Source organism: Corynebacterium sp. Marseille-P3884 (genome assembly GCF_017942225.1).
In the GTDB taxonomy this organism is placed as follows: Bacteria; Actinomycetota; Actinomycetes; order Mycobacteriales; family Mycobacteriaceae; genus Corynebacterium.
This window is the reverse complement of the sequence record NZ_JAGKSD010000011.1, coordinates 1-23,355: the sequence shown is the minus strand read 5'-3', so window position 1 is coordinate 23,355 and position 23,355 is coordinate 1. Positions and strand designations below refer to the sequence as shown.

The following is a 23,355-nucleotide window of genomic DNA, read 5'->3' as shown; positions in this document are numbered from 1 at the left end:
TTTCTAAACCTCGGCGGCTGCCGGCGGGGTATGAGCCAGCTCGTGCTCCATCGACTGCAGGGAGAGGTTCGCCGCCGCCTCGAGCAACAGTTCGGCCACGGTGGTGTCCAACGCGATGCACACGGAGGCTAAAAGCTCGGAGGAGACTTCCTTGCGGCCGCGTTCCAATTCGGAGATATAGCCCGGTGAGACGCGTGCCTCGTTCGCCAGCTCGCGCAGCGTCACGCCCTTGTCGGCACGGAAGGCGCGAAGCGACATTCCCAATGCCTCGCGCAGCAGCGGTTCGCGTACCTTCGTCTGCGTCTTCTTCGCAGAATTTCCGTGCGCACCGTCCTCAGTTCGGGTCGTAACAGGTTGGTAATTGAGCGTCGTCGTAGTTGCCATCACGTCGTTCAACGATCGTCCTCTTGTTTTTGTTCCCGATCAGTTTCATGAAGTACTGCCACGATAGCCGCAGCGACGGCCAGTTCGCGGATCTCCTGCCGCTGCCCCACCAGCACTCGCACTGGTTCGTGGCTCCCCGGAACCAGCGCGAACTGCGTCGCTAGCGCTTCCTGGGAATTACCGGCGAGAATGTCCGCGGCCGGCAGTGAGACGGTGCGTGACGGTCCCGCGACCGCAATGTGGACCTCGCCGACCGGGTGCCCGTCCTGCGGATCGGGGCCGGCCACACCCGTTAAAGCCACACCCCACGTCGCGCCGCATTTCTCGCGCGCGCCACGGGCCATGTGCCGGGCAGTCACCGCGGCCACAGGGCCGTGCTTTTCCAGCACAGACTCGGGCACACCTGCCAGTGATGCCTTCAGGTCCGTGGCGTACGTGATCAATCCCCCGCGCAGCACATTGGAGGCACCGGGAACTTTCGCCACGGTCGCGCTGGCCAGTCCCGCTGTCAGGGACTCGCAAAAAGCGACGGTCTCGCCGCGTGACGCGAGGGTGCGGATGAGGTCGGGGGCAGCGGGGACGTCGATAAGCGTGTCCTGTGTCATGCGTCCTTCCTGTTCGCCTTGGCACCGTCGACGAGGTACTGCACGCCCGTGACCACCGTGACCACGACGGCGATGAGCATGACAACGAGCGTCGGGATATCCATCCAGCCAGGCAGCGGGCACAGATACATGGCCACGCCGATGGTTTGGAGCACTGTCTTGAGTTTGCCGCCCTTCGATGCGGGCACGACTTTGCCGTTTCGCAGCATGCCCATTCGCCAGAAGGTGATGCCCAGCTCGCGCGCGATGATCACGACGGTGATCCAGATCGGCAGCGGGCCCGCGATATTGAGCGTGACCAGCGCCGTGATCATCAGCGCTTTATCCGCAATCGGGTCGGCGATCTTGCCGAAGTCCGTGACCAGGCCCCGCGAGCGCGCGATATCGCCGTCGAGTTTGTCGGTGATCATCAGCGCGACAAAGAGCCCGAACGCCCACCACCACCGTTCCGTGAGCACTAGCCACGCGAAGACGGGGATGAACAGGATGCGCAACGACGTCAAGATATTGGGCAGATTCCAGTTCGACTGTGTGGTCTGGCTCGGAGCATTCACGCCTTCAACCCTACATTCCATGCTCCCGCGCTAGACTTCGCGCCCATGGCCTACTTCATTGCGACGTACACGTACGGCAAGAAAGCGCTCATCCACAACACGCGCCCGGCACACCGCGACTTCATAGCTTCGCTCAAAGACGAAGGAAAGATCGTCGCAGCCGGACCTTTTGGCGGCGATACGCAATCCGCGATCATCGTGCGCCTTGCTGAGGGCGCAACACAGGCCGATGTCGAAGCATTGCTTGACGACGACCCCTACCTCGCCGCCGGCGCCCTGACCGACCGGGACATCCGTGAATGGACCCCAGTCATCAATATTTGGGACTGACTTATTTCTTCCGGCCGCCGCGCGCGACGTCCAAGTGGTCGGTCTCGCGCGAACCGGTCGCGGTGTGATCGCCCTTGCCCGAAGTCGCCGGGTCATCGATCCACTCGATATGGTGACCGTGGTTGTCCACCTTGCGGCGGTTGCCGTGGTCATCGAAGTCGATGTGGTACTTCTGCTCCTCGCGGCTGGAACGACCCGCCTTCACATCGGCGCGATCCTTCATGATCGAGGCCACCGCCGTCACCGCCAGCACGCCGACGATCACCGCCAGGGACAGCACGGTGCCGACCTCCGGCACATTCATGCCCTCACCGCCGTTGATGAACGACAGGTTGTTCTCGTGCAGGGCATGCAGCAACAGCTTCACACCGATGAAGCCCAGCACCACCGCGAGGCCGTACGGCAGGTAAACGAGCTTGTCCAGCAGACCGTTGAGCAGGAAGTACAGCTGGCGCAGTCCCAGCAGTGCGAATGCGTTAGCCGTGAACACCAGGAATGCTTCCTGGGTGATGCCGTAGATCGCCGGAATGGAGTCAAAGGCGAACATCACGTCGATGAAGCCGATAGACAAAAGCGCAACGAACAGCGGCGTGACCGCCTTCCTGCCTGCCACCGTCATGGAGAACAACCGGTCGCCGTGGTAGGACCTGGTCACCGGAATGACCTTGCGCAGCGTCTTGACCACGAACATGTCCTTCGGGTCCGGATCCTCCTGATCGGTCGCCTCGTCGTACACCAGCTTGATCGCGGTGTAGAGAAGGAAGGCGGCGAAGATGTAGAAGACGTCCGACCACGCCTCAATGATCACTGCGCCGAGCAGAATGAACAGCAAACGGCAGATCAGGGCGATGACGATGCCGATGAGAAGCACCTTCTGCTGGTACGCGCGCGGGATCTTGAACGATCCCATGATCAGCGCGAACACGAACAAGTTATCCACACTGAGCGACAGCTCCGTGATGTAGCCGGTGAAGAACTGCACGGCGTGCTCCGAGTCCCACATGACCCACACGAGGCCGCCGAAGACGCACGCCATCGTCATGTAGAACGCGGCCCAGCCACCCGATTCCTTCATCGTCGGCTCATGCGGGGTGCGCACGTGCGAGACGAAGTCGAAGATGAAAAAGCCCAAGATCACCGCCGAGGTGATCAACCAAATAGACACAGGCACATGCATGAATAGAACCTCCGGTTGGAACGAAAACTAACCGGAGGTCTCCCCCACCCTCTCACGTGATGGGCCACCCGGACCGGGAACCGCATAGGTTGGCCGTGTTGACGATCCGAGGCGCTTTCGGGGTACTCCCCTCCAACAGAGAGCAAGACTACTTGATCGCCCCGGCGAGCACATAGCCCGACCCTCAGAGCCGCGGCCTAAACGGAGAAGGGATCGTCGTCGGCATCGAGATTCAGCCGGAGCTCAATCGCATCGGCGATCTCGGCTACAAGATGATCGCCGCGGCAGTCGGCGATGAACGCCGCGGCCATGTCGGTACCTGCGGCTACTCCCGAAGATGTCCACCGGTCGCGGTCATGCACCCACCGCGCCGACCGGTGCCACTCGACATTTTCGCCAAAGCTCGTGGCCCACTCGAAGGCTCTCTTATTGCTCGTCGCTGCATATCCCTCGAGCAGGCCGGCTGCAGCGAGAAGCGCGGATCCCGTGCACACTGACATCAAGATCTGCGATTGGTCGGCCAGCGCATTCAACTGGGCGAGGAAGTGGTCGTCTTCGACCAGCCGGCGCGTCCCCATGCCACCCGGCACGAACAGCACATCCCCGGTTGCCGAACTAAAGTCGCCGTCCACGCCGAGCCGGACGCCTTGAGAACTCGCGACGGAACCACCGTCCGCTGAAAGCATTTCCACGTCGAAGTCGTCAACTTTGGACAGCACTTCAACCGGGCCAGCCACATCGAGCAGCTCAACATTGTCGAAAAGGACGACAGAGAACCGAAGCCCAGGAGTAGCACCCATCGGTTAGAACGCACCCCCGGTCGGGTTGTAGGTGGCCTTCACGGTCTGGGTGTCGCCATCTGCTGCATCCGAATCGCTGGACGCTTCTTCTGCCGCGGCTTGCTCTTCGAGCACTTCCTTAGGCGCTTCGGCGGGGTCGGCGCCCTTGATCATCCACTGGATGGTCTCGAGTTCCTCGGGCTTGACCAGGACCTCGCGCGCCTTGGAGCCTTCGGACGGGCCGACGACACCACGGGATTCCATGAGGTCCATGAGGCGGCCGGCCTTGGCGAAGCCGATGCGGAGCTTACGCTGCAGCATGGACGTGGAGCCGAGCTGGGAGGTGACGACGAGCTCGACGGCCTCGAGGAGGTCGTCCATGTCCTTGCCGATCTCCTCGTCGATCTCCTTCTTCTCCGGAGCCTTTTCCTCTGTGACGCCTTCGGTGTAGTGCGGCTCGCCCTGCTCCTTGACGGCATCGACGACGGCCTGGATCTCCTCATCGGAGACGAATGCGCCTTGGAGACGCTGCGGCTTACCGGCACCCTGCGGAATGAACAGCGCGTCGCCCATACCGATGAGCTTCTCCGCACCGCCCTGGTCGAGGATGACGCGGGAGTCGGTAAGAGAGGATGTCGCAAAGGCGAGACGGGACGGCACGTTCGTCTTGATCAGGCCGGTGACCACGTCCACGGACGGACGCTGGGTTGCCAGCACGAGGTGGATGCCCGCCGCACGCGCCTTCTGGGTGATGCGGACGATCGAGTCCTCGATTTCCTTCGGCGCGGTCATCATGAGGTCGGCGAGCTCGTCGACAACGCAGACGATCAGCGGGTACGGGCGCATCTCACGCTCGGAGCCCAAAGGAGCGGTGTGCTCGCCGGAGCGGACTTTCTTGTTGAAGTCCTTGATGTGGCGCACGCGCGCGGACTTCATGTCCATGTAGCGCTGCTCCATCTCTTCGACGAGCCACTGGAGAGCCGCGGCAGCCTTCTTCGGCTGGGTGATGATCGGTGTGATCAGGTGCGGGATGCCCTCGTACGGAGTCAGCTCCACCATCTTCGGGTCGACAAGAATCAGGCGGACTTCCTCCGGCGTCGCGCGCGTCAGCAACGAAACCAGCATGGAGTTCACGAACGCGGATTTACCGGAACCGGTCGAACCGGCGACAAGGAGGTGCGGCATCTTCTGCACGGAGGCGGAGACGAAATCGCCCTCAATATTCTTGCCCAGGCCGATGAGCATCGGGTCCTGCTCACTGCGCACCTGCGGCGCATCGAGCACATCGCGCAGACGGACCATCTCGCGGTCGGCATTCGGCACCTCGATACCCACGGCAGATTTGCCCGGAATGGGAGTCAGCAGACGCACGTTATCGGTGGCCACAGCGTACGCGAGGTTGGACTGCAGGTTCGTGATCTTGGAAACCTTCACGCCTGGGCCAAGCTCGACCTCGTAGCGCGTCACTGTCGGGCCGCGCGAGAAACCGGTCACCGCCGCGTCGACCTTGAACTCGTCGAAGACGTCGGTGATCGCTTCGATCATCCGGTCGTTGGTTTCAGTACGGGTCTTCGGTGCGTTGCCCGGCAGCAACAAGCTTGTCGACGGCAGGTTGTAGTCGCTTGCCCCCTCCGGCTCCCGTGCGGCCGGAGCATTGGCTGCCTGCTGCTCCTTCTCGGAATTCGGCGTGGACGCCGGGATAGCCGAGGCATCGATGCCCGAACGAGCGACGATCTGCTTGCGCATTTCTTCGCGCGCTTGCGTCACTGCATCGCTTGCGCCGGCGGCACCAGCAGCGGCCGCCCCAGCAACAGCCCCGGCACCAGCAGCGGTCGCTGCACCGCCGACCTTCTGGATCGGTGCGGTATCAGACGGCTTCGACGCAGGTTTAGCCTTCGGTGCCGGCTTGCGGCGCGGTGCTTCAGCCGGAGCTGGTGCCAGAGCCTCAGCAGCAGAAACCGCCGGAGAAGCCGGGATCTGCTCAGTGAACTGATCGTCAAAGTCGAACTCGCTGCTGAAGTCGTACACCTCGTCCTGCGCTGCCGAACGGGACATCGCACGGGTCTCGTTGGCTGCCGAAGGACGGGAGTTGGTCCGGCGGCGACGGGGAGCGGGCTCGGCGGGGGCGTCGAAAAGCGTCGGGTCGCCGGCTTCCTCGTCGGCGGGCTCGACTGGGTAATTGTCCATCGGCGTGCGGCGCTTACGCGGCTGGCTGCGGCCTTGGACGCGCTCGCGCGGGCGACGCTCACGCCCCTCGGCGATGTCGTCGAGATCGCCGTCGACGTAGCCGTACATGTCGTCGTCTTCGGCCTCATCTTCGTGCGGATCCGGAGTGTGCGCATTCGACACGATGCTGCGAAGCACGTTCCGGATGTAGTCGAAGGATTCGCGCACGGTGATTCCGGTGGCGAGAAGTGCCGCATAGACAATGACGAGACCGAGCAGCGGAACTGCGACAAATGGAGTGAATCCAGCACTGAGCGGTCCACCGATAATGGCGCCGATGGCGCCGCCAGCGATCTTCCTGTCAGCCCAGCTTTCCGGCGTACCGGCGAAGATATGGATCAGACCGAGCATGCAGACCGCAATGATCGTGAGACCTGCACCGCTGTGGGCGCGTTCGGACGCGGTCCTGCCGAGCCCGAGCATGATGGCGACGGCGATGCCGACGAGGATCACGGGAAGAACAAGTGCACCAGCACCGATCACCCAGTGCACGCCACTTGCGATAGCGGCACCGACAGGACCTGCGATATCCAGCCAGACAGACGCGCCGAGCACAGCTGCGAGGCCGATGAGGATCAGGCCGAGGGCATCGACATGGCGACCGCGCCCCGGGACGTCGTCGTGTCCGTCATGAGCATCAAAGGAATCATCCATGTCCCCAGCCTCCTCGGGTGCGTCGTAGGAATCGTCGTACCCCTCCGGCTGCGCCGCACGCCTCCGGCGGCGGCGCGCAGGTGCGCCATCCATCTCATCGTCGGCGCGGCGCTTCTGTGAGCCTGTGGCCTTACGGCCGACAGCAGAAAACGCTCCCGTCACCTCCCGGGCAGCATTGCCCATTCCTCGCCCGACCGCACCGACAGCGGAGCCGACGCGCTCATCAGCGGAAGCGGCGGCGACCATGGTTCCGGATGCAGAATTGCGCGAGTACCCGCCTGTGGTGCGGGTATCACGGCTCTTCGGCCCGGTCTTGGGGCGACCTTTCTGGCGGCGCTGGGTACTGGTGACAGACATGGCCACCACTGTAATGCCCAGTTACACCTCAAGTCACATGCGCCACACCGGCGCGCTCAATTTTCATTGAGTCTAGAGTCGACGCTTGACTTCCTGAACCGCCTGCTCGTTGCCGTCAATGCGAACCTCGACCGCATCGCGGCCGGTGACCCACAGCAGCAGTTCCCCGGGCTCGCCGGAGACGCGGACGACCCGGTCGCCCTGGTCCACCACACCCCGTTTGCCGCCGAGCGTGACTGGCGGGTGGTTCGGTGGAGTCAAGACGACTGGCACAGCGGAACTTTTGAGCGCCATCAGCCCCATTAATTTCGCGGCCTTCATGAGGTCGTTTTCCACCGCGCGGGAAAACTCGCGGGGCGCAACCTCTCCCCCACCCCGGCGGACATCCTCGTGGTGAATGAAGTGCTCCGAGGTGTTCATTGCCTTGTCCAAGGGCTTCATGAACACCGGCGGTCCTGCTGCCCACTCTTTGACTACATCGTCGAATGGGCGCTGCTTCACTTTGGCTTGAGCGTCTTTTGTCGTCTTCGACAGCGCCGGCAGGAAGTATCCGCCAGCCAAGTGCGGCTTGCGCTCGCGGAGGTAGAGGTGCGCGGCGAGATCAGCGGTCGTCCATCCGTCGCACAACGTCGGGGCATCGGGCCCCTTTTCGAGCATCAGCTGGGCCAGCTTTTCACGTTCTTTTTGCTGAAACGACATAGGCCCCAGCCTAGCGTGGCTGGGGCCTATGGTTCCGGGGTTCGTCGTGAAGCGAATTACAGGGATTCGCGCGATGCCTCGACGTCCTCGTTGCTGAGCGGTGCTGTGTCGTCGGCGTTCATCGGAACGACCGTCGGCAGGATCACCGGCTCACGCTTGTACTTCTGCTCGATCGTGCGGGACACGCGGCGACGGATCTGCTGCACCATGCGGTACGGATCGTTCTCGCCTTCCGCCGCCAGATCGAACATGGTGTTTTCCACCAGTTCGACCAGGTCCGGCAGGACACCGCGATCGTCATCGACGAGACCGGTGGTGGACACGACCGGGCGCTCGATGAGGCGGCTCGTGCGGTCGTCGATCACGCAGGTGATGGAGATGACGCCGCCGGCAGCGAGGTTCGTGCGGTCGGTCAGGACGTCCGGATCCACATCGCCCATCGTGGTGCCGTCCACGTACAGGTTGCCCACCTGGTACTGGCCAGCGACCTTGAGCTTGCCGTCGACCATGTCCACGACGACACCGTTCTGCGCCAGGACGGTGTTCTCCGGCTTCACGCCGGTAGCGATCGCCAGCTCCTTGTTGGCGCGGAGGTGGCGCCACTCACCGTGCACCGGCATTGCGTTGCGCGGGCGGGCCATGTTGTAGAGGAACAAAAGCTCGCCGGCGTAACCGTGGCCGGATGCGTGAACGTGAGCGTCATCGCTGGTGATCACGTTCGCACCGATCTGGGCGAGGTTGTTGATCACGGCGAAAACCGCTTCCTCGTTGCCCGGGATGAGCGAAGAGGACAGGATGATCGTGTCGCCGTCACGCACGGTGATCTGACGGTGCTCGCGGCGGGACATGCGCGACAGAGCAGCCATCGGCTCGCCCTGCGTACCGGTCGTGATCAGCATGACCCGGTGCGGAGCCATCTTCGCGGCTTCCTCGATCGGGATGATCGTGCCCTTCGGAGCCTTGAGCAGATTCATCTTCTCGGCGATTTCCATGTTGCGGATCATGGAGCGGCCGTTGAAGGCGACCTTGCGGCCCGAGGCGACGGCCGCGTTGACCGCCATCTGGACACGCGACACGTTCGACGCGAAGGATGCCAAGACGACGCGCTGCTTCGCAGCCTGCACGAGACGGATCAGGGTCTCCTCGATGCCGGCCTCAGAAGCAGAGATGCCCGGAATCGTGGCGTTGGTGGAATCGCAGAGGAACAGGTCGATGCCCTCGTCGCCGTAGCGTGCCAGCGCCGGGAGATCCGTCGGCTTGTTGTCGTACGGAGTCATGTCGACCTTGACGTCGCCGGTCATGCAGACCGTGCCAGCGCCAGTCTTGATGACCACGCCGAGGCAGTCCGGAATGGAGTGACCGACGTGGAAGAAGCGCAGGTTGAACGGGCCGACTGTCACCTCGGACTTCGGGTTGACCTCGTTCAGCTTCGGACGCTGGCGGTGCTCCTTGGTCTTCGCGGCAATGAGCGCGTTGGTGAATTTCGCCGAGTAGATCGGGATATCCGGACGCAGCTTGAGCAGCCACGGGATAGCGCCGATGTGGTCCTCGTGGCCGTGGGTGACCACGAGCGCATCGACCTTGTCCAGCTTGTTCTCGATCGGGCCGAAGTCCGGCAGGATCAAATCCACGCCCGGCTCGTCGGAAGACGGGAAGAGCACACCGCAGTCCACGATGAGCAGACGCCCGTTGTACTCGAAGACCGTCATGTTGCGGCCGATCTCGGAAATACCGCCAAGGGCGTAAATACGCAGACCATTCTGCGGGGGCTTCTGCGGTGCGGGCAGACGCTTGGTCAGGTCGGCGCCCTGCATACCCTTCACCGGGTTACGGCGGTTGTCGCCGCCACCGCGACCGCCGCGTCCACGGCCACGACCGCGTCCACGACCACGGCCGTTGCCGCCGCCGTTATTGCCGCGTCCGCCACGGTTGCCACCGTTGCCACCGCCGCGGTTGTTGCCGTTTCCGTTTCCGTTGCCAGAACCGTTGTTGTCGCGGTTGCCGCCGCCGTTGCCGTTTCCGTTGCCGGAACCGTTGTTGCCCCCGTTGTCGCCGGGTTGGGTATCCGCAGCCTGGAAGACCGGCTGCTGATCGCCGGCCTCCGGCGGGCCCGCCTTGCGGGTCACTTTACGGGAGCGATTGCGGGGTTCGTTCATACTTATAGGACTCCAGCCTTTTCCATGTCGCGGCGCAGAGCCTCCAGCTGCGTGTCATCTACTCCGACAACAGGCAGGCGGGGGTCTCCGACCTCGATGCCCTGCAGACGCAGGGCCGCTTTTGCAAATGTCACTCCACCGAGCGCTGCTTGCTGTCCAGCGAGCACGCTCATGGTGGTGGCGTTGATTTCCCGCGCGCGGGCGAGGTCGCCTTCCTCGAAGCTTGTCACCATTTCTCTCATCAGACCTGGGGCTGCGTGGCCGATCACGGAGATGACTCCGGTCGCGCCGACGGAGAACCACGGCAGGTTGAGAACGTCGTCGCCAGAGTACCAGGCAAGGTCCGTATCGTTGATAATCGCGGTCGCCTCAAGCATGTCGCCCTTGGCGTCCTTGACTGCCTTCACGGTCGGCAACTCGGCGAGAGCGCGGATCGTGGACCCGGCGATGGGAATGCCGGAACGGCCCGGAATGTCGTACAGGCAGATCGGCAGTTCGGTCGCCTCAGCCACGGCCGTGAAGTGCTTGAGCAATCCAGCCTGGGACGGCTTGGAGTAGTACGGCGTGACCACGAGAAGCGAATCAGCGCCAGCATCGCGGGAAACCTTGGCCAGCGCGATCGTGGAGCGTGTGTCGTTCGTGCCGACGCCAGCCATGATCTTGACGCGGTCGCCGAGCTCCTCACGGACGGCCTTGATCAGTGCGATCTTCTCGTCCGGGGATGTCGTCGGGGATTCGCCGGTGGTGCCACCGAGGATGAGAGAGTCGACACCGTTGTCGACAAGGTGGGCAGCCAACTTTCGCCCGGCCTCTAGGTCGAGTTCGCCGTTTCGATCGAACGGGGTGACCATTGCGACACCGACAGTGCCGAGTTCTTCTGCACCGGTTTGTGCTTTCGTTGAAATGCCCATGGTTATCTAGGGTACATTCTCTTCCCCGCCAATCTGTGTAGCCCTATCGGGCTTTTGTGGCGGGGGCAGAATTCTCATCCGGCGTATGGGCTGGTGGCCATGACAGAGCCGTCGGCAAGCGTGCTGATGAGGAAGTCGTCGAAAAGCGCAGGTGCTTGTTTTTTGAGGATCTCCAGGCAGGCAACGGCGAGTTCGCGGATTTCGGTGTCGGCGTGCTCGCTGGCGCGCGCGGCGATGAATTCGCGCCATGCCCGGTAGTTTCCGGTGACCACGAAGCGTGTTTCGGTCGCGTTGGGCAGGATTGCGCGCGCGGCTTGGCGCGCTTTCTTCTTGCGCAGCAAAGCGTTCGGTTCGGCCTCGAGGTTGTTCTCGAGCGCCTGGAGGAGTTCCTCGTAGATGAAGCGTTGTTCGTCGACTGCGGCGAGGAACATGCGCGCTAGGTCCTCATCTTCCGCGATCGCGTCGGGCATGACGACATCGGCCTCCCCCGCCGGCACGAAACGTTGGGAGAGCTGGGAGAACGACAGGTGGCGGTGACGCAACAGCTCATTGCCCGCCGCACGCGACAGCCCGCGCACGTACAGCGTCGCGGTGGCGTGCTCGAGGAGCGCGTCGTGGCCCACCTCGAGGATGTGGCGCAGGTACGCCTCATTGCTCGCGGTGTGCGGGTTCGGCTTGTCGAAGGTCTCGTAGCAGGCGCGGCCCGCGAATTCGACGAGCGCTTCTGCATCCGTTGCGGCGGGGTCTTGGTCCCAATCGACGTCGGCGGGCGCCGCGAACGAGGTCGCCGCGACGAGTTGAACGTCCAGCTTTCTACTCTGCGTCATCTACAGACCCAGGTAGCTATCCAGCCCGACAGTGAGACCCGGATTGTCCGCGACCTGGCGAACACCGGTGAGCACGCCCGGCACGAAGGAATCGCGGCCATAAGAATCCTGGCGGATCGTCAGCGACTGGTCGGTGGTGCCGAAGATGATCTCCTCGTGCGCAACCATGCCCTGCATACGCACGGCATGCACCTTCACACCGTCGACGTCCGCACCGCGGGAGCCGTCGAGCGCCTGCTCGGTCGCATCCGGCATCGCGGACATATTCACTTCTCGACGAGCCTCCGCGATCCCCTGCGCCGTCTTCACCGCCGTACCGGACGGTGCGTCGAGCTTATTCGGGTGGTGGTACTCGACGACCTCAGCCGACTCAAAGAACGGCGCGGCCTGACGGGCGAATGCCATCGCAAGCACAGCGGAGATGGCGAAATTCGGGGCGATCAGAACGCCCACCCCCTCGCTGGCGGCGCACCAGTCGCGCACCTGCTGGTAGCGCGCGTCATCAAAGCCAGTGGTGCCCACCACCGCGTGAATGCCGTGGCTAATGCAGAACTCCAGGTTGTCCATGACCACGCCCGGGGTGGTGAAGTCGACGACGACCTCTGCCCCGTTGTCCACGAGCATGTCAAGCGAGTCGCCGGCGTCGACCTCAGCGACAAGCTCCACGCCGTCGGCCGCGTTAACGCCTGCAACGACCGCGGAGCCCACGCGGCCCTTCGCGCCCAGCACTCCGACCTTGATAGACATGATCCGCCTTCCTGCCGGTATGAGCACCGGCACTTTTCTTTAGTCGTTCGCTTTCTGCCTAACTACCATAGCGCCGCCGTGTGACCACGCCGCCGAAACCTCGCTGCGGGCCTCACTTCCGCGCTCAAGCGGCCTGTCAGTAGTCGCCTCGCGCCATTCCCCCAGCTAGAATGAAACATATGAAACTCAAGTCACTCCAGTTAACGGCAGTCATCGTCGCATCGGGACTCGCACTGGCCGGGTGCGCAGGCGGCAACGTCGCCGAGCCCGCCCTGACCGCGCAGACGCCCGAGGCGACGACCGAAGCCCAGGAGCAGACGGAATCCGCCACGTCCGAGGCCGACAGCCAGACCCGCCAGGCCGCGATGGATCCCGCTGCCGCTGCCGACGGGTTCAGCACAGAGCCGACCGAGAAATTCGGCGACGGCTACGGCGAGCTGCGCACGACCGATGTCCGCGTCGGTTCCCACGACGGCTTCGACCGGCTCGTCATCGAATTCGAGGGCACCGGGGAACCGCGCTACCACATCGGTTACAACAACGACCCCCGCCAGGACGGCTCCGGCTTCCCCATCGACGTGCCCGGCGCCGCGAAGCTGGAGATGATTGTCCACGGAACCGCCCCGGATATGTCACCGGACGCAAAGTACAAGCCGAATACCAACCTCGGCCTGACCAGCGGCAATATCGTCGATGTGTACAACGGCGGCGCCTTCGAGGCGACCTCCCAGTACGTCGTGGGTCTGAAAAGCGAGCGCCCGTACAAGGTCGAGATCCTGCACGAGCCGACACGTCTTGTCGTCGACTTCCAGAACTAGCCTATAGCCCAACGATCGGTTTCTTTCATGACTTCTCCGCGCACTGCCTCAACTCGACGCAGCAATATTGCAGCGTGGGCCGTCGTGGCCTTGTTGGTGATCGCCTCGGTGGCAGGAGCTCTCGTGTCGCATGCACGCGCCGGCGACGCGCGGGATCTATCCGGCCCGGTGATCCAGGAAGTGACCATCGAAGGAATGCGTTTTTCTCCCGCGCGTGTAGAGGTCGACGCCTCGACCCCGGTCGTGCTCAAGATCACGAACAATGACGACCGCAACCACGACCTGAAGATCGGTTCGCACTACTCAGGCATCATCGCTCCAGGTACAACAGTCGTGCGCGATTTCGGCACGTATTCCACCAACACTCAAGGCTGGTGCACCATGGCCTCGCACAAATCCCGGGGCATGGTCTACGACGTCGTGATGGCGGACTAGCTTCCCTGTTTCCGCGCGGCGGCATTCGCCATGATCACTGCGCGCTGGGCGCGCACGCCGCGCACCATCAGCGGAATGAACGCGACGAGGCACGCGCACACAACGATGCTGCACACGATGCGCGCGATCGACGACGGCGCGAAGAGCCAGCCGAGCAGCGCGGCGTTGAACACGACCACGCGCACCACGCCCGCACGGTTCAGCTCCGCCAGGCCCGCCCGCGTTGCAGCAGGTCCGCCGCCGATCGTCGTGGGCATGAGGTAGCTCATCGTTCCAATGAGAAGCTGCGCGGCGAAACCGGCGAGAAGCGGAAGGGTGGGAGGAGTAAGGGCGTCGAGGTAGCCGTCGATAAGCAATGTGGACGTGCCGAAAGCCACGAGCGATGCCACGAGCCATGCGATGGCGAGCAGCGCGGACAAGCTCGGGTACGTGACGCGTTCGCGCCAGGAGGTGGACAGCACTCCCGCGAACCATGTTTGCAGCGCCCACGCCCACGCCGCGGCGTACACGAGCACGCCGATTCCCAAAAGGAGACCGCTGTTGGACAGCGCCCCGGCGATGGCAGCGAAAAGACCCGCGCCCATCACGCCGAATACGGCGCGCGGGTGCGTGAGCATCGCTTTCATTCGCCACATCGCGGGCAGCAGCACGACAAGCGAAGCCATCGCCGCGAAGCCGACGAAACCGCCGATATTCGCAAGCAGATGAGCCAGCAAAACACGCTGCTGCCAGCCGCCGCGCAAATCCAGCGCAAGAGCGGCGCCAAAACACCCGCCGAGAACAAGGCACGCGCCAGAAGCCACGTACCCCCACACAACAGGGCGGAAACGCTTCGCAGGATCCGCCGAAGCAATTTGCTTAGCGACGCCTACCGCATGCCACCCCACTGCCCCCACGACGAGCGCTGCGCCGAAGCAGAGAATGATCCAGTGCCAGTCGGCGCCGCTGAACAGGTGGCCGAGCAACACAGCCACGACTCCGGCGTTGAGGACACGGGACCGCAGCAATTGGGCCGGCCGCGCTGAATCCGGCAGCTTCTGCTGGAGGAAACGTTCGGTGAGGTTCTGCGACCACACCACGATGGAATTCGTCAGAACGCCCAGAGTGAAGATGTGGATCAGTAGAACGCGCGGCTCAGGCACCAAGGTGTGCACAAGGCCGACGAGAACGAACACACCCATCCACACCGACACAGGACGCGACACCTTGCGGTGCCACACCCGCGGGTCCCAACGGGACGATGGTGACGGTGAGATGGGTGCGCTCGTCGAGAAGCTTTGTTTACTCGTCGTCCTCATCCTCGTTGACCGGGACGAGCGAGATCTTGCCGCGGTTGTCGATGTCGGCGATCTCCACCTCGACCTTGTCGCCGACGTTGACCACGTCCTCGACATTCTCGATGCGCTTGTTGCCGCCGAGCTTGGAGATGTGGATCAGGCCGTCGCGGCCCGGGGTGAGCGACACGAATGCGCCGAAAGCGACGGTCTTGACCACGGTGCCGAGGTAGCGCTCACCCACCTTCGGCTGCTGCGGGTTGGCGATCGAATTGATCTTCTCGATCGCGGCATCGGCTGCCTCACCAGTGGCGGCGGCGACGTAAATCGTGCCGTCGTCCTCGATGGAGATGTCTGCGCCGGTGTCCTCGGTGATCTGGTTGATGGTCTTGCCCTTCGGGCCGATGACCTCGCCGATCTTGGACACCGGGACGCTCACGGTGGTGATCTTCGGGGCGAGCGGGCTCATCTCGTCCGGGCCCTCGATGATCTCAGCCATGGTGTCCAGGATCGCCTCGCGGGCGTCCTTGGCCTGGTTCAGCGCGTTCGCCAGGACATCGGACGGAATGCCGTCGAGCTTGGTGTCCAGCTGCAGAGCAGTGATGAACTCGGACGTGCCCGCGACCTTGAAGTCCATGTCGCCGAATGCGTCCTCGGCGCCGAGGATATCGGTGAGCGCGACGTACTTGGTCTCGCCGTCGATCTCGCCGGAGACCAGACCCATCGCGATACCGGCGACCGGGGCCGCCAGCGGGACGCCGGCGTTGTACAGCGACAGCGTGGAGGCGCAGACCGAGCCCATAGAGGTCGAACCGTTGGAACCGAGTGCCTCGGAGACCTGGCGGATCGTGTACGGGAAGTCCTCCTTGGACGGGATCACCGGAACGAGGGCGCGCTCGGCGAGCGCACCGTGGCCGATCTCGCGGCGCTTCGGCGAACCGACGCGGCCAGTCTCGCCCGTGGAGTACGGCGGGAAGTTGTAGTGGTGGATGTAGTGCTTGGAGGTCTCCGGGTGGAGGGAATCCAGCTGCTGCTCCATCTTCAGCATGTCCAGGGTGGTCACGCCGAGGATCTGAGTCTCGCCGCGCTCGAACAGAGCGGAGCCGTGGGCGCGGGGAACCAGTTCGACTTCAACGCCGAGGTCGCGGATATCGGTGACCCCGCGGCCGTCGATACGGAAGCCCTCGGTGAGGATCTTGTTGCGCACGATCTGCTTCATCACCGCGTTATAAGCGGCGCGGATCTGCTTAGAGGCGTCCTCATCGTCCTCGACCGGCAGGGAGCCCAGCAGATCAGACTCGATCTCCTCCATGTATTCGTTGGTCGCGTCGTCGCGCTCAGCCTTGCCCTTGATCGTGAGAAGCTTCGACAACTTCTTGGTAGCCTTCTTCTCCACGGCGTCGAAGATCTCGTCGCTGTACGACGGGAAGAGCTGGAACTCCTGGGTCTCCTTCGCGGTGCGCTCGGCCAGACCACGCTGAGCCTCGCACAGCGTCTTGATGAACGGCTTGGCCGCCTCGAGCCCTTCCGCAACGGTGGACTCAGTCGGGGCCGGGGCGCCGTCCTCGATGAGCGAGACCACGTTGGCACCGGCGCCTGCCTCGACCATCATGATCGCGACATCTTCAACCTTCTTGCGGCCCTTCTTCTTTTCCACGATGCGACCGGCGACGACCATCTCGAAGACGGCCTGCTCGTGCTGCTCGTGGTTCGGGAAAGCGACCCACTGGCCGTCCGGGTGATCCTCGTCAGCGATGAGCGCCATGCGCACGCCGCCGACTGCACCGGAGACCGGAAGGCCCGACAGCTGCGTTGCGGCAGAAGCACCGTTGATGGCCACAACGTCGTAGTACTCCTCCGGGTCCCAGCTCATCACGGTGATGACGACCTGGACCTCGTTGCGCAGGCCCTTCACGAAGGTCGGGCGCAGCGGACGGTCAATCAGGCGGCAGGCCAGAATCGCCTCGGTGGACGGACGGCCCTCACGGCGGAAGAAGGAGCCCGGGATCTTGCCGGCGGCGTACATGCGCTCTTCCACGTCGACGGTGAGCGGGAAGAAGTCGAAGCCCTCGCGCGGTTGGTTCGACGCGGTGGTGGTGGCCAGCAGCATCGTCTCGTCGTCGAGGTAGGTGGTCACCGAACCGCCTGCCTGGCGTGCGAGCTGGCCGGTCTCGAACCGGACCGTGCGCTCACCGAAATCGCCGTTGTCCAGCACGGCTACTGCGTCGGTGATGCCGAAGTCCTCGTCGATATTGAACTCGACGGAGTTGTCGGGGGTGTGGGTGCGGTTCTTGCTCAACAGATCCCTTTCCATGGGTTCTCATTCAAAGTGGCGATCATCGGTGCCGCCCGTTGATGGTTTCCAAATGCAACAACCAGGCATATTACCAGCAGGCATAGAAAAACGGCCACCGGTAATCCGGTGGCCGTCGTGAAGCGTCGCTGTTCTTAGCGGCGCAGACCCAGGCGGGCGATGAGCTCACGGTAGCGCTCAACGTTGTTCTCGCGCAGGTACTTCAGCAGACCGCGGCGACGGCCGACGAGCAGCAGCAGGCCACGACGGGAGTGGTGGTCGTGCTTGTGGCCCTTGAGGTGCTCGGTCAGGTTGTTGATGCGCTCGGTGAGCAGTGCGACCTGAGCTTCCGGGGAGCCGGTGTCGGTCTCGTGCAGGCCGTACTCCTTGAGGATCTCAGCCTTCTTCTCAGTGGACAAAGCCATGATTCAATCTCCTTGGTTATTTCAGTTCGCATTCTGCGGATCTTCACGCTGACCGTGAAGCGGTGCCGGCGACTGCTGCGAACCACAGTCTCATTGATTTGCGGTGCTGCGCGGGGCACAGAACCGGAGCCGTTACCGAGAGAGCAATGCTAGCGCATGCGGGCCAGCAACCGTTAATCGCGCTTACTGGGAGTTGGAGGCGAGGCCGGTTAGTCGGCGCATGAACTCCTCGAGGAAGCGCTGCTTGTCCACTCCGACGGCGACCTTGGCGGTCTTCTCCTCGTCGTTGAGGCGAGTCTCATCGCCGATGGTGCGGCCGCGGGTCTCCCCGTCGGTGTCGACCTTGAGATTGATGTCCAAGGTGTTGACCAGGGTCGGGTCGATGGCCACGCCGACGGCCAGCGGGTCATGCAGTCCGCAACCGCCGAGGTGCGGTGCGGTGGTCTTGTAGGCGTCGATGTAGTAGTTCGTGGCTGCCGCCAAGAAATCGCCGCCCGGTGTGCCGAGTGCTTCCCACTTGGCGGTCTCTTCGACCGTCAGCAGGGTCTGCAGGGTGACATCCAGGCCGATCATGGTGATGTCTTTCATGCGGCGGAAGATCGCGTCGGTGGCCTCCGGGTCCTGGTTCACATTCGCCTCGGCCCAGGGCGAGACATTGCCGGGCACGGTCAGTGCGCCGCCCATCATGACGATGTGGGCGTTGTCTGCAAAGGTCTCGCTGACCTTGGCTGCCGCCGCGATGGTGGTCGAGGGGCCGGTGGGCACGATGACCAGCTCATCGCCGTACTGCTCGACGGATTCAACGAGGAAGTCGACCGCGGACTTCGTCTCCACCGCGCGCTGCGGTTCCGGCAGCTGCGCCTCACCGATGCCGTTTTTACCGTGGATGAATTCGGAGATCTCCAGCACCTCGAAAGCGTCTTTCGCGCTGGCATGGCCCGGTCCGGCAAAGACCGGGATATCGGTGCGGCCGAACAGTTCGAGGATGGCCAAGGTATTGCGCACGCCGGTCTCCACGAGCACATTGCCGTAGGTTCCGGTGACGCCGATCAGGTCGACTTCTTCGGAGCCGAGGGCGTAGGCGAGAGCGAGGGCATCGTCGATGCCGGTGTCCAGATCCAGAATCATTTTGCGGGTCATGGCACACCACACTAGCCTCTCGCGGGCAGCAGCTTGAGACAGGACCTTGAGACCGGACTAGAACTAGGACGAGGAGAGAATCTCGCGGACCCGCGCGACATCGCGCGCCATATTCTCCAGCAGCTCGTCCACGGAGTCGAATTTCACCATGTCGCGCACTTTCGCGATGAATTCCACGCGTGCAGTCCGCCCGTACAGGTCGGCATCGCGGTCGAGCACGAAAGACTCGATGCTGCGGCGGTGGTCGCCGAAAGTGGGGTTGGTACCCACGGAGATCGCCGCTGGGTAGCGGATACCGGGCTCCATATCGCCCTCGATCGGGCCCAAGGAGGAATGCTCATCTTCTGCCAGGACGGTGAACCACCCGGCGTAGACCCCGTCGGCGGGAACAGCCTCGGTGTCGGCGGCGTACTGGTTAGCCGTTGGGTACCCCAGTTCGCGTCCGCCCCGGCCGGCGCCACGCTCGACTTCGGCGGTGACGGAGAATTCGCGGCCGAGGAATTCGGAGGCCTGCGCCACGTCACCGCCGCGCAGGGCATCGCGGATGGCGGTGGAGCAGATGCGCTCGGTGCCGTCGAAAAGCAGCGTGACGACGTCGACGTCGACCCCGTACTTCTGCCCGAGCGCGAGCATGGTCTGCGCCGTGCCGGACGCGCCCGCCCCGAAAGTGAAGTTCTCCCCCACCACCACGCGAGAAGCATGCAGAGTGTCCACAATGACAGAGCGGAAGTAGTCCTCGGGGCTCTCCCCCGCCAGTTCTTTGGTGAAGTCGATGACCAGCAGGTGGTCGACACCGAGCTCCGCGATGAGGCGGGCACGCTCTGCAAGCGGCAGGAGCGTATCCGGGGTGTGCTCGGGGGCGAAGATCTTCACCGGGTGCGGGTTGAAAGTCATCACGACGCATTCCACTCCCGCTTCATGGGCGAGCTTTACGGCACGCCGGATGAGTTTCTGGTGGCCGCGGTGCACGCCGTCGAAGACACCGATGGTCACCACGGGGTCGCGCATGTCGGCGGGAACCTGGCCGAGCCCAGACAAAATATCCACGCCGGAAAGCGTAGTGCATAGGGTGGTGTCTATGAACGTGGACCAAACTGCAGATCCGCTCTCCACCTCGGGCGTGGTTGTCGTCGATAAGCCAGCGGGGCTGACCAGCCATGATGTCGTCGCGCGTCTCCGGCGTATTTTCGGCACCCGCAAAGTGGGGCATGCGGGCACGCTCGACCCGATGGCGACGGGGGTGCTGGTCGCAGGCATTGAGCGCGGAACCAAGCTGCTCGCACATCTCGTGGCGGATGACAAGGTTTACTCGACCACGATTCGCCTCGGCGTGTCCACGAGCACGGACGATGCGGAGGGCGAAGTCATTGCACAGACTGACGCGTCCGGGATCACCGATGAGCAGATCGCCGCGCAGGTCGCCGCGTTGACGGGCGAGATCATGCAGGTGCCCAGCAAAGTCTCCGCCATCAAAATCAACGGCAAACGCGCACACGAGCTCGCCCGCGAAGGCAAGGAGGTGGACATTCCGCCGCGCCCGGTCACCGTGTTTAGCTTCGAAATCACCGACGTTCGCCGCGGGGACACGCTTATCGACGTCGATGCCACCGTCCACTGCTCCTCCGGCACCTACGTGCGCTCGCTCGCCCGCGACATGGGCGAGGCACTGGGGGTGGGCGGCCACCTGACTGATTTACGACGCCACTCCTCTGGCCCCTTCCACCTCACGCACGCCCGCACCCTCGACGAGCTGGCAGACACCCCGGCGTTGTCCCTGACAATCGACGAGGCGCTTATCACTGGCTGGCCCGTATCTGACGTGACCTCCGAGGAGTACGCGGCGTTGGCCATGGGCAAATGGCTTAAACCCCGCGGGTTGAAAGGGGTTCACGCAGCAGTAGGCCCGGACGGCCGCGCCGTCGCGCTGGTTAAGGAGAAAGGCTCACGCTTATCGACGGTCTTCGTCGCCCGCCCTTCAACCCTCTAGCCCGCGCCAGCTCACTCTCACTGGTTCGATCTCACCTGTTCGTTCTTAACTGAACATGGCTTGTGGGCACTATACCCACGAGCCATGTTCAGTTATTTCAAACCCTCTTGAGCCACGTGATCGTGGTTTCATCCGCACCAACATCAACAGCTTGGTCGCTTGCTGGCGGCCGCGGATTGATAAATGGAAGGTGGCAAAAAAGAAGCACACGGACAAGTCGCACGCGCAATAGTTCTGGTCTGACCTTCTACGCTGCTTCGGCATCATTTCTTAATGTGTTGATCTGTTCGAGCGCGACGCCGCGCGCGTTTCCACCGGCGGTGGCGGTTACATCGACTTGTTCTGGTCGGGCGTTGTCCTTGGGGAAGCCAAATCCCTCGGCGCGGCTTGGAGAATTGGAAGAAAGAACAGCATGCAGTCGCTTAAGCCTCCTGACCCTAATTCTCAGACCACTCCAGCATGGGTATCAAACCTCGGGTGATAGCGATCAAGAATTTGGTGCATAGCCGGTGTTGAGGTGTTCAAGCTGAATATATGCAGGCAAGAAACCAGTAACGGGATGGTACCCAGCCGCCGTGACCCACGCTGAAACGTCGGTTATTTGATGAGCATCGATAACCTCGCACGTGACATGTGGACCGATAGAGTTTTCGGCACAAACCGCATTCACTGCCAGGTACAATTCCTGATTGACGGCCACTCTGTCTGCGTATTCAGACTCGAACGCGACCGCCACCCTAATCAGATGCCTCCCACTGGCAGAGGTTGTTCTAGCATGAGCGACCCCGATCCACGACAGGCCCTTAGTGCAACAATGGCGCAGAGCTCGGCGAACGGCAGCGAGTGCGAGTGCCTGATTCGTGGCAGCTATTGATCGTGCCCCTAACGCACGAGGCCATAAGACGGGGAGTTCCAGCGACGTGGCCTGTGGGCGTACAGCGTTCGGAGAGGATGCGCTGACACCGGCCTCTTTCGGCGGATCGAACCACAGTAACTCAATCGGGAAGTCCGTAAAGGAATCGATGCCCAGGTCACCGAGAACATCACACACGTCATGTGCCACAGTGCCGAGTGGCGCCTGCGCATCGACCTCAACTGTCAACAGTGGTTGATGAATGGAACCTTCCACAGCGGAGATGCTATTGGCACGCACGCTAAGCACGGAACACGAACTTGCTGTGCTGCCGGACGCGAGACCCCAAGTGCTGAGAGATTCCCAGATCAGCGCCGGTGTTACAGCTGCGGCGAGACAATCAGGATCAGCCATCGCCTTTTCCTGTTGTAGCTTAGAAACAATTTCCGAGGATGCGAGATAGCCACCGCGGTGAATTGCACGATCGATGATACTTGTTCCTGGGATGAAGCTGCGTACCCGGATGATGCCGCTATCTGGGAGCCGACGAATACTTAGCGAAGTCCGTTGAGGAGGTTCTCTCAGTGCGTCATCGGCTGTGCGGGCGGCGCTGTCCCCCAACACCTGCGTTAAGGATTGGACAGGGAGAAGCTCAGTGCTGAGCGGGATCCGGTACAGAATGATTGGTGTTTCTTCAGCATCCGGTTCATAGACGGTGCTAGGGAACGCCTGGTGGAAAATGATGTTGTGGAATACCGACCCACAATGAACGCCACTTCCACATGCGCTAGCGAAGGCCTGTGCCCGGTCAAGGATGTGCCTCAACACTGATTCTGTGAAAAGAGGATCATCGTCCTGAACGTGCAGGGTGATCGCCGGAGCGGTGGTTGCAGAGTCATCATCAACTTTGAATGCCACGCTATAAGCAAGGCGGCCACAACCGAGAACTTCCTGGGTGTTTCGAGAATCCGAACGAAGATCCTTTACATACTTCCGAGTAAGTTCCCGTACTACCGCGCCCGTGAAGTATTCACGAACAGCAAGAGCTAGCAGTCCTAATGGCTCGGCCATATTCCAGGCAGGAATATGTTCTGAAAGAGCCGATCCTCTTGCGGAGTTGCTGAGGCGCTGAGCTGCGGCTAATGCTGCCTTGGGACTGTAGTCGGGGCGGCGATCAGCGGCAGACGACTGTCTGAAAGAGAAGTTTTTGCTCTCGCACGCGCTATCGCTGACATCCAGGATGGCGAAGTCATGGTCGATGAGCTCATAATGCGTTAAACAGAGCTTCTGGTGGTACACATAATCCAGCACAGATTCATCACTAGGAGCTCCGGCTAGCAACCACTGGATATGTGTGTACTCACGCTCAATATCCTCGAATGTTGTGGCGCGTCCCCCGGCGCTCTGGACCAAGATTCTTCCGGGAGAATCCCCCGGAAGAACAGCCAATGCCTGGCAGTTTCGTGGGACGGCTAAACCACTGGTCCACGCTGCAATTCCAATCCAGCGCACATAGTCAATGGACATGGCCATTTCGCCCGTTTAGCCTTTTGGTTTGCAGTGGAGTGTAATAATATTCTCTTGCCTTCCAGGCCAGTGAATCGGCCTGAATTTTTGAGAGTGGCGTGTTACGCGGCGTGAAGGCCTGCGTAGTGTTCTCGTTGGTAGTTGGTGTAGTGCTCGATCGGCGGGATATGCCCGAGCGAGGAATGCAACCGCTCGTG

General features: G+C 62.6%; 21 protein-coding genes. 4 read left to right on the top strand and 17 right to left on the bottom strand.

Annotated features, from left to right (window positions below; all coding sequences use genetic code 11):
• Positions 1-3: 3 nt before the first annotated feature.
• From J5Y21_RS07780 to pgsA, 3 genes are read right to left on the bottom strand one after another with little or no spacing between them, the layout of a single operon-like run.
• Complete coding sequence (locus J5Y21_RS07780) at positions 4-384, bottom strand: helix-turn-helix transcriptional regulator (protein ID WP_210574199.1); 381 nt, start codon at positions 382-384, stop codon at positions 4-6.
• Positions 385-392: 8 nt separating this feature from the next.
• A complete protein-coding gene (locus J5Y21_RS07775; protein ID WP_210574197.1) occupies positions 393-989 on the bottom strand; it encodes a CinA family protein in 597 nt (198 codons plus the stop codon).
• Complete coding sequence (gene pgsA, locus J5Y21_RS07770; protein ID WP_210574195.1) at positions 986-1,564, bottom strand: CDP-diacylglycerol--glycerol-3-phosphate 3-phosphatidyltransferase; 579 nt, start codon at positions 1,562-1,564, stop codon at positions 986-988. Before pgsA ends, J5Y21_RS07775 begins: the two co-directional genes overlap by 4 nt.
• Positions 1,565-1,588: 24 nt before the next feature.
• Between pgsA and J5Y21_RS07765 the strand changes: the two genes are divergently transcribed.
• Positions 1,589-1,873, top strand: a complete 285-nt coding sequence (locus J5Y21_RS07765) for a YciI family protein (RefSeq protein ID WP_210574193.1) — start codon at positions 1,589-1,591, stop codon at positions 1,871-1,873.
• A 1-nt stretch (position 1,874) separates the two neighbouring features.
• On the opposite strand, the gene J5Y21_RS07760 is transcribed toward J5Y21_RS07765, so the two are convergent.
• The 8 genes from J5Y21_RS07760 to dapB all read right to left on the bottom strand — a co-directional run bounded on the left by J5Y21_RS07760 (position 1,875) and on the right by dapB (position 12,406).
• On the bottom strand, positions 1,875-3,050 hold the full coding sequence (locus J5Y21_RS07760) for a TerC family protein (RefSeq protein WP_210574192.1): 1,176 nt from the start codon (positions 3,048-3,050) through the stop codon (positions 1,875-1,877).
• Positions 3,051-3,247: 197 nt separating this feature from the next.
• Positions 3,248-3,850 (bottom strand): DJ-1/PfpI family protein, encoded by a 603-nt coding sequence (locus J5Y21_RS07755; RefSeq protein ID WP_210574190.1) that lies wholly within the window; start codon positions 3,848-3,850, stop codon positions 3,248-3,250.
• 3 nt (positions 3,851-3,853) lie between these two features.
• The gene (locus tag J5Y21_RS07750) at positions 3,854-7,066 is read right to left on the bottom strand and encodes a DNA translocase FtsK (RefSeq protein WP_210574189.1); all 3,213 of its coding nucleotides are present in this window, start codon (positions 7,064-7,066) and stop codon (positions 3,854-3,856) included.
• Between the two features lie 72 nt (positions 7,067-7,138).
• On the bottom strand, positions 7,139-7,765 hold the full coding sequence (locus J5Y21_RS07745; protein WP_210574188.1) for a TIGR03085 family metal-binding protein: 627 nt from the start codon (positions 7,763-7,765) through the stop codon (positions 7,139-7,141).
• Between the two features lie 56 nt (positions 7,766-7,821).
• On the bottom strand, positions 7,822-9,921 hold the full coding sequence (locus tag J5Y21_RS07740) for a ribonuclease J (protein WP_282597877.1): 2,100 nt from the start codon (positions 9,919-9,921) through the stop codon (positions 7,822-7,824).
• Between the two features lie 2 nt (positions 9,922-9,923).
• On the bottom strand, positions 9,924-10,832 hold the full coding sequence (gene dapA, locus J5Y21_RS07735) for a 4-hydroxy-tetrahydrodipicolinate synthase (RefSeq protein WP_210574187.1): 909 nt from the start codon (positions 10,830-10,832) through the stop codon (positions 9,924-9,926).
• A 74-nt stretch (positions 10,833-10,906) separates the two neighbouring features.
• Positions 10,907-11,659, bottom strand: a complete 753-nt coding sequence (gene thyX, locus J5Y21_RS07730) for an FAD-dependent thymidylate synthase (RefSeq protein WP_210574186.1) — start codon at positions 11,657-11,659, stop codon at positions 10,907-10,909.
• On the bottom strand, positions 11,660-12,406 hold the full coding sequence (gene dapB / locus J5Y21_RS07725) for a 4-hydroxy-tetrahydrodipicolinate reductase (protein ID WP_210574185.1): 747 nt from the start codon (positions 12,404-12,406) through the stop codon (positions 11,660-11,662). It abuts the gene before it with no gap.
• 179 nt (positions 12,407-12,585) lie between these two features.
• Between dapB and J5Y21_RS07720 the strand changes: the two genes are divergently transcribed.
• Entirely contained in the window at positions 12,586-13,224 is a 639-nt protein-coding gene (locus J5Y21_RS07720; RefSeq protein ID WP_210574182.1) for a hypothetical protein, read from the top strand.
• A gap of 27 nt (positions 13,225-13,251) precedes the next feature.
• Positions 13,252-13,659 (top strand): cupredoxin domain-containing protein, encoded by a 408-nt coding sequence (locus J5Y21_RS07715; RefSeq protein WP_210574181.1) that lies wholly within the window; start codon positions 13,252-13,254, stop codon positions 13,657-13,659.
• On the opposite strand, the gene J5Y21_RS07710 is transcribed toward J5Y21_RS07715, so the two are convergent.
• The 5 genes from J5Y21_RS07710 to J5Y21_RS07690 form a co-directional block, all read right to left on the bottom strand.
• A complete protein-coding gene (locus tag J5Y21_RS07710; protein WP_210574179.1) occupies positions 13,656-14,852 on the bottom strand; it encodes a copper oxidase in 1,197 nt (398 codons plus the stop codon). The two genes, J5Y21_RS07715 and J5Y21_RS07710, sit on opposite strands and share 4 nt — an antisense overlap.
• A gap of 88 nt (positions 14,853-14,940) precedes the next feature.
• Positions 14,941-17,247 carry a polyribonucleotide nucleotidyltransferase gene (locus tag J5Y21_RS07705; RefSeq protein WP_210574178.1) on the bottom strand — a complete coding sequence of 769 codons (2,307 nt, stop codon included), beginning with the start codon at positions 17,245-17,247 and terminating at the stop codon, positions 14,941-14,943.
• A gap of 134 nt (positions 17,248-17,381) precedes the next feature.
• Positions 17,382-17,651 (bottom strand): 30S ribosomal protein S15, encoded by a 270-nt coding sequence (gene rpsO / locus J5Y21_RS07700; RefSeq protein ID WP_210574177.1) that lies wholly within the window; start codon positions 17,649-17,651, stop codon positions 17,382-17,384.
• Positions 17,652-17,834: 183 nt separating this feature from the next.
• Complete coding sequence (locus J5Y21_RS07695; protein WP_210574176.1) at positions 17,835-18,791, bottom strand: nucleoside hydrolase; 957 nt, start codon at positions 18,789-18,791, stop codon at positions 17,835-17,837.
• A gap of 63 nt (positions 18,792-18,854) precedes the next feature.
• Complete coding sequence (locus tag J5Y21_RS07690; protein WP_210574175.1) at positions 18,855-19,838, bottom strand: bifunctional riboflavin kinase/FAD synthetase; 984 nt, start codon at positions 19,836-19,838, stop codon at positions 18,855-18,857.
• Positions 19,839-19,869: 31 nt separating this feature from the next.
• On the opposite strand from J5Y21_RS07690, the gene truB reads away from it, so the two are divergent.
• The gene (gene truB / locus J5Y21_RS07685) at positions 19,870-20,778 is read left to right on the top strand and encodes a tRNA pseudouridine(55) synthase TruB (protein ID WP_210574174.1); all 909 of its coding nucleotides are present in this window, start codon (positions 19,870-19,872) and stop codon (positions 20,776-20,778) included.
• A 487-nt stretch (positions 20,779-21,265) separates the two neighbouring features.
• On the opposite strand, the gene J5Y21_RS07680 is transcribed toward truB, so the two are convergent.
• On the bottom strand, positions 21,266-23,164 hold the full coding sequence (locus tag J5Y21_RS07680; RefSeq protein ID WP_210574172.1) for a hypothetical protein: 1,899 nt from the start codon (positions 23,162-23,164) through the stop codon (positions 21,266-21,268).
• Positions 23,165-23,355: the final 191 nt, after the last annotated feature.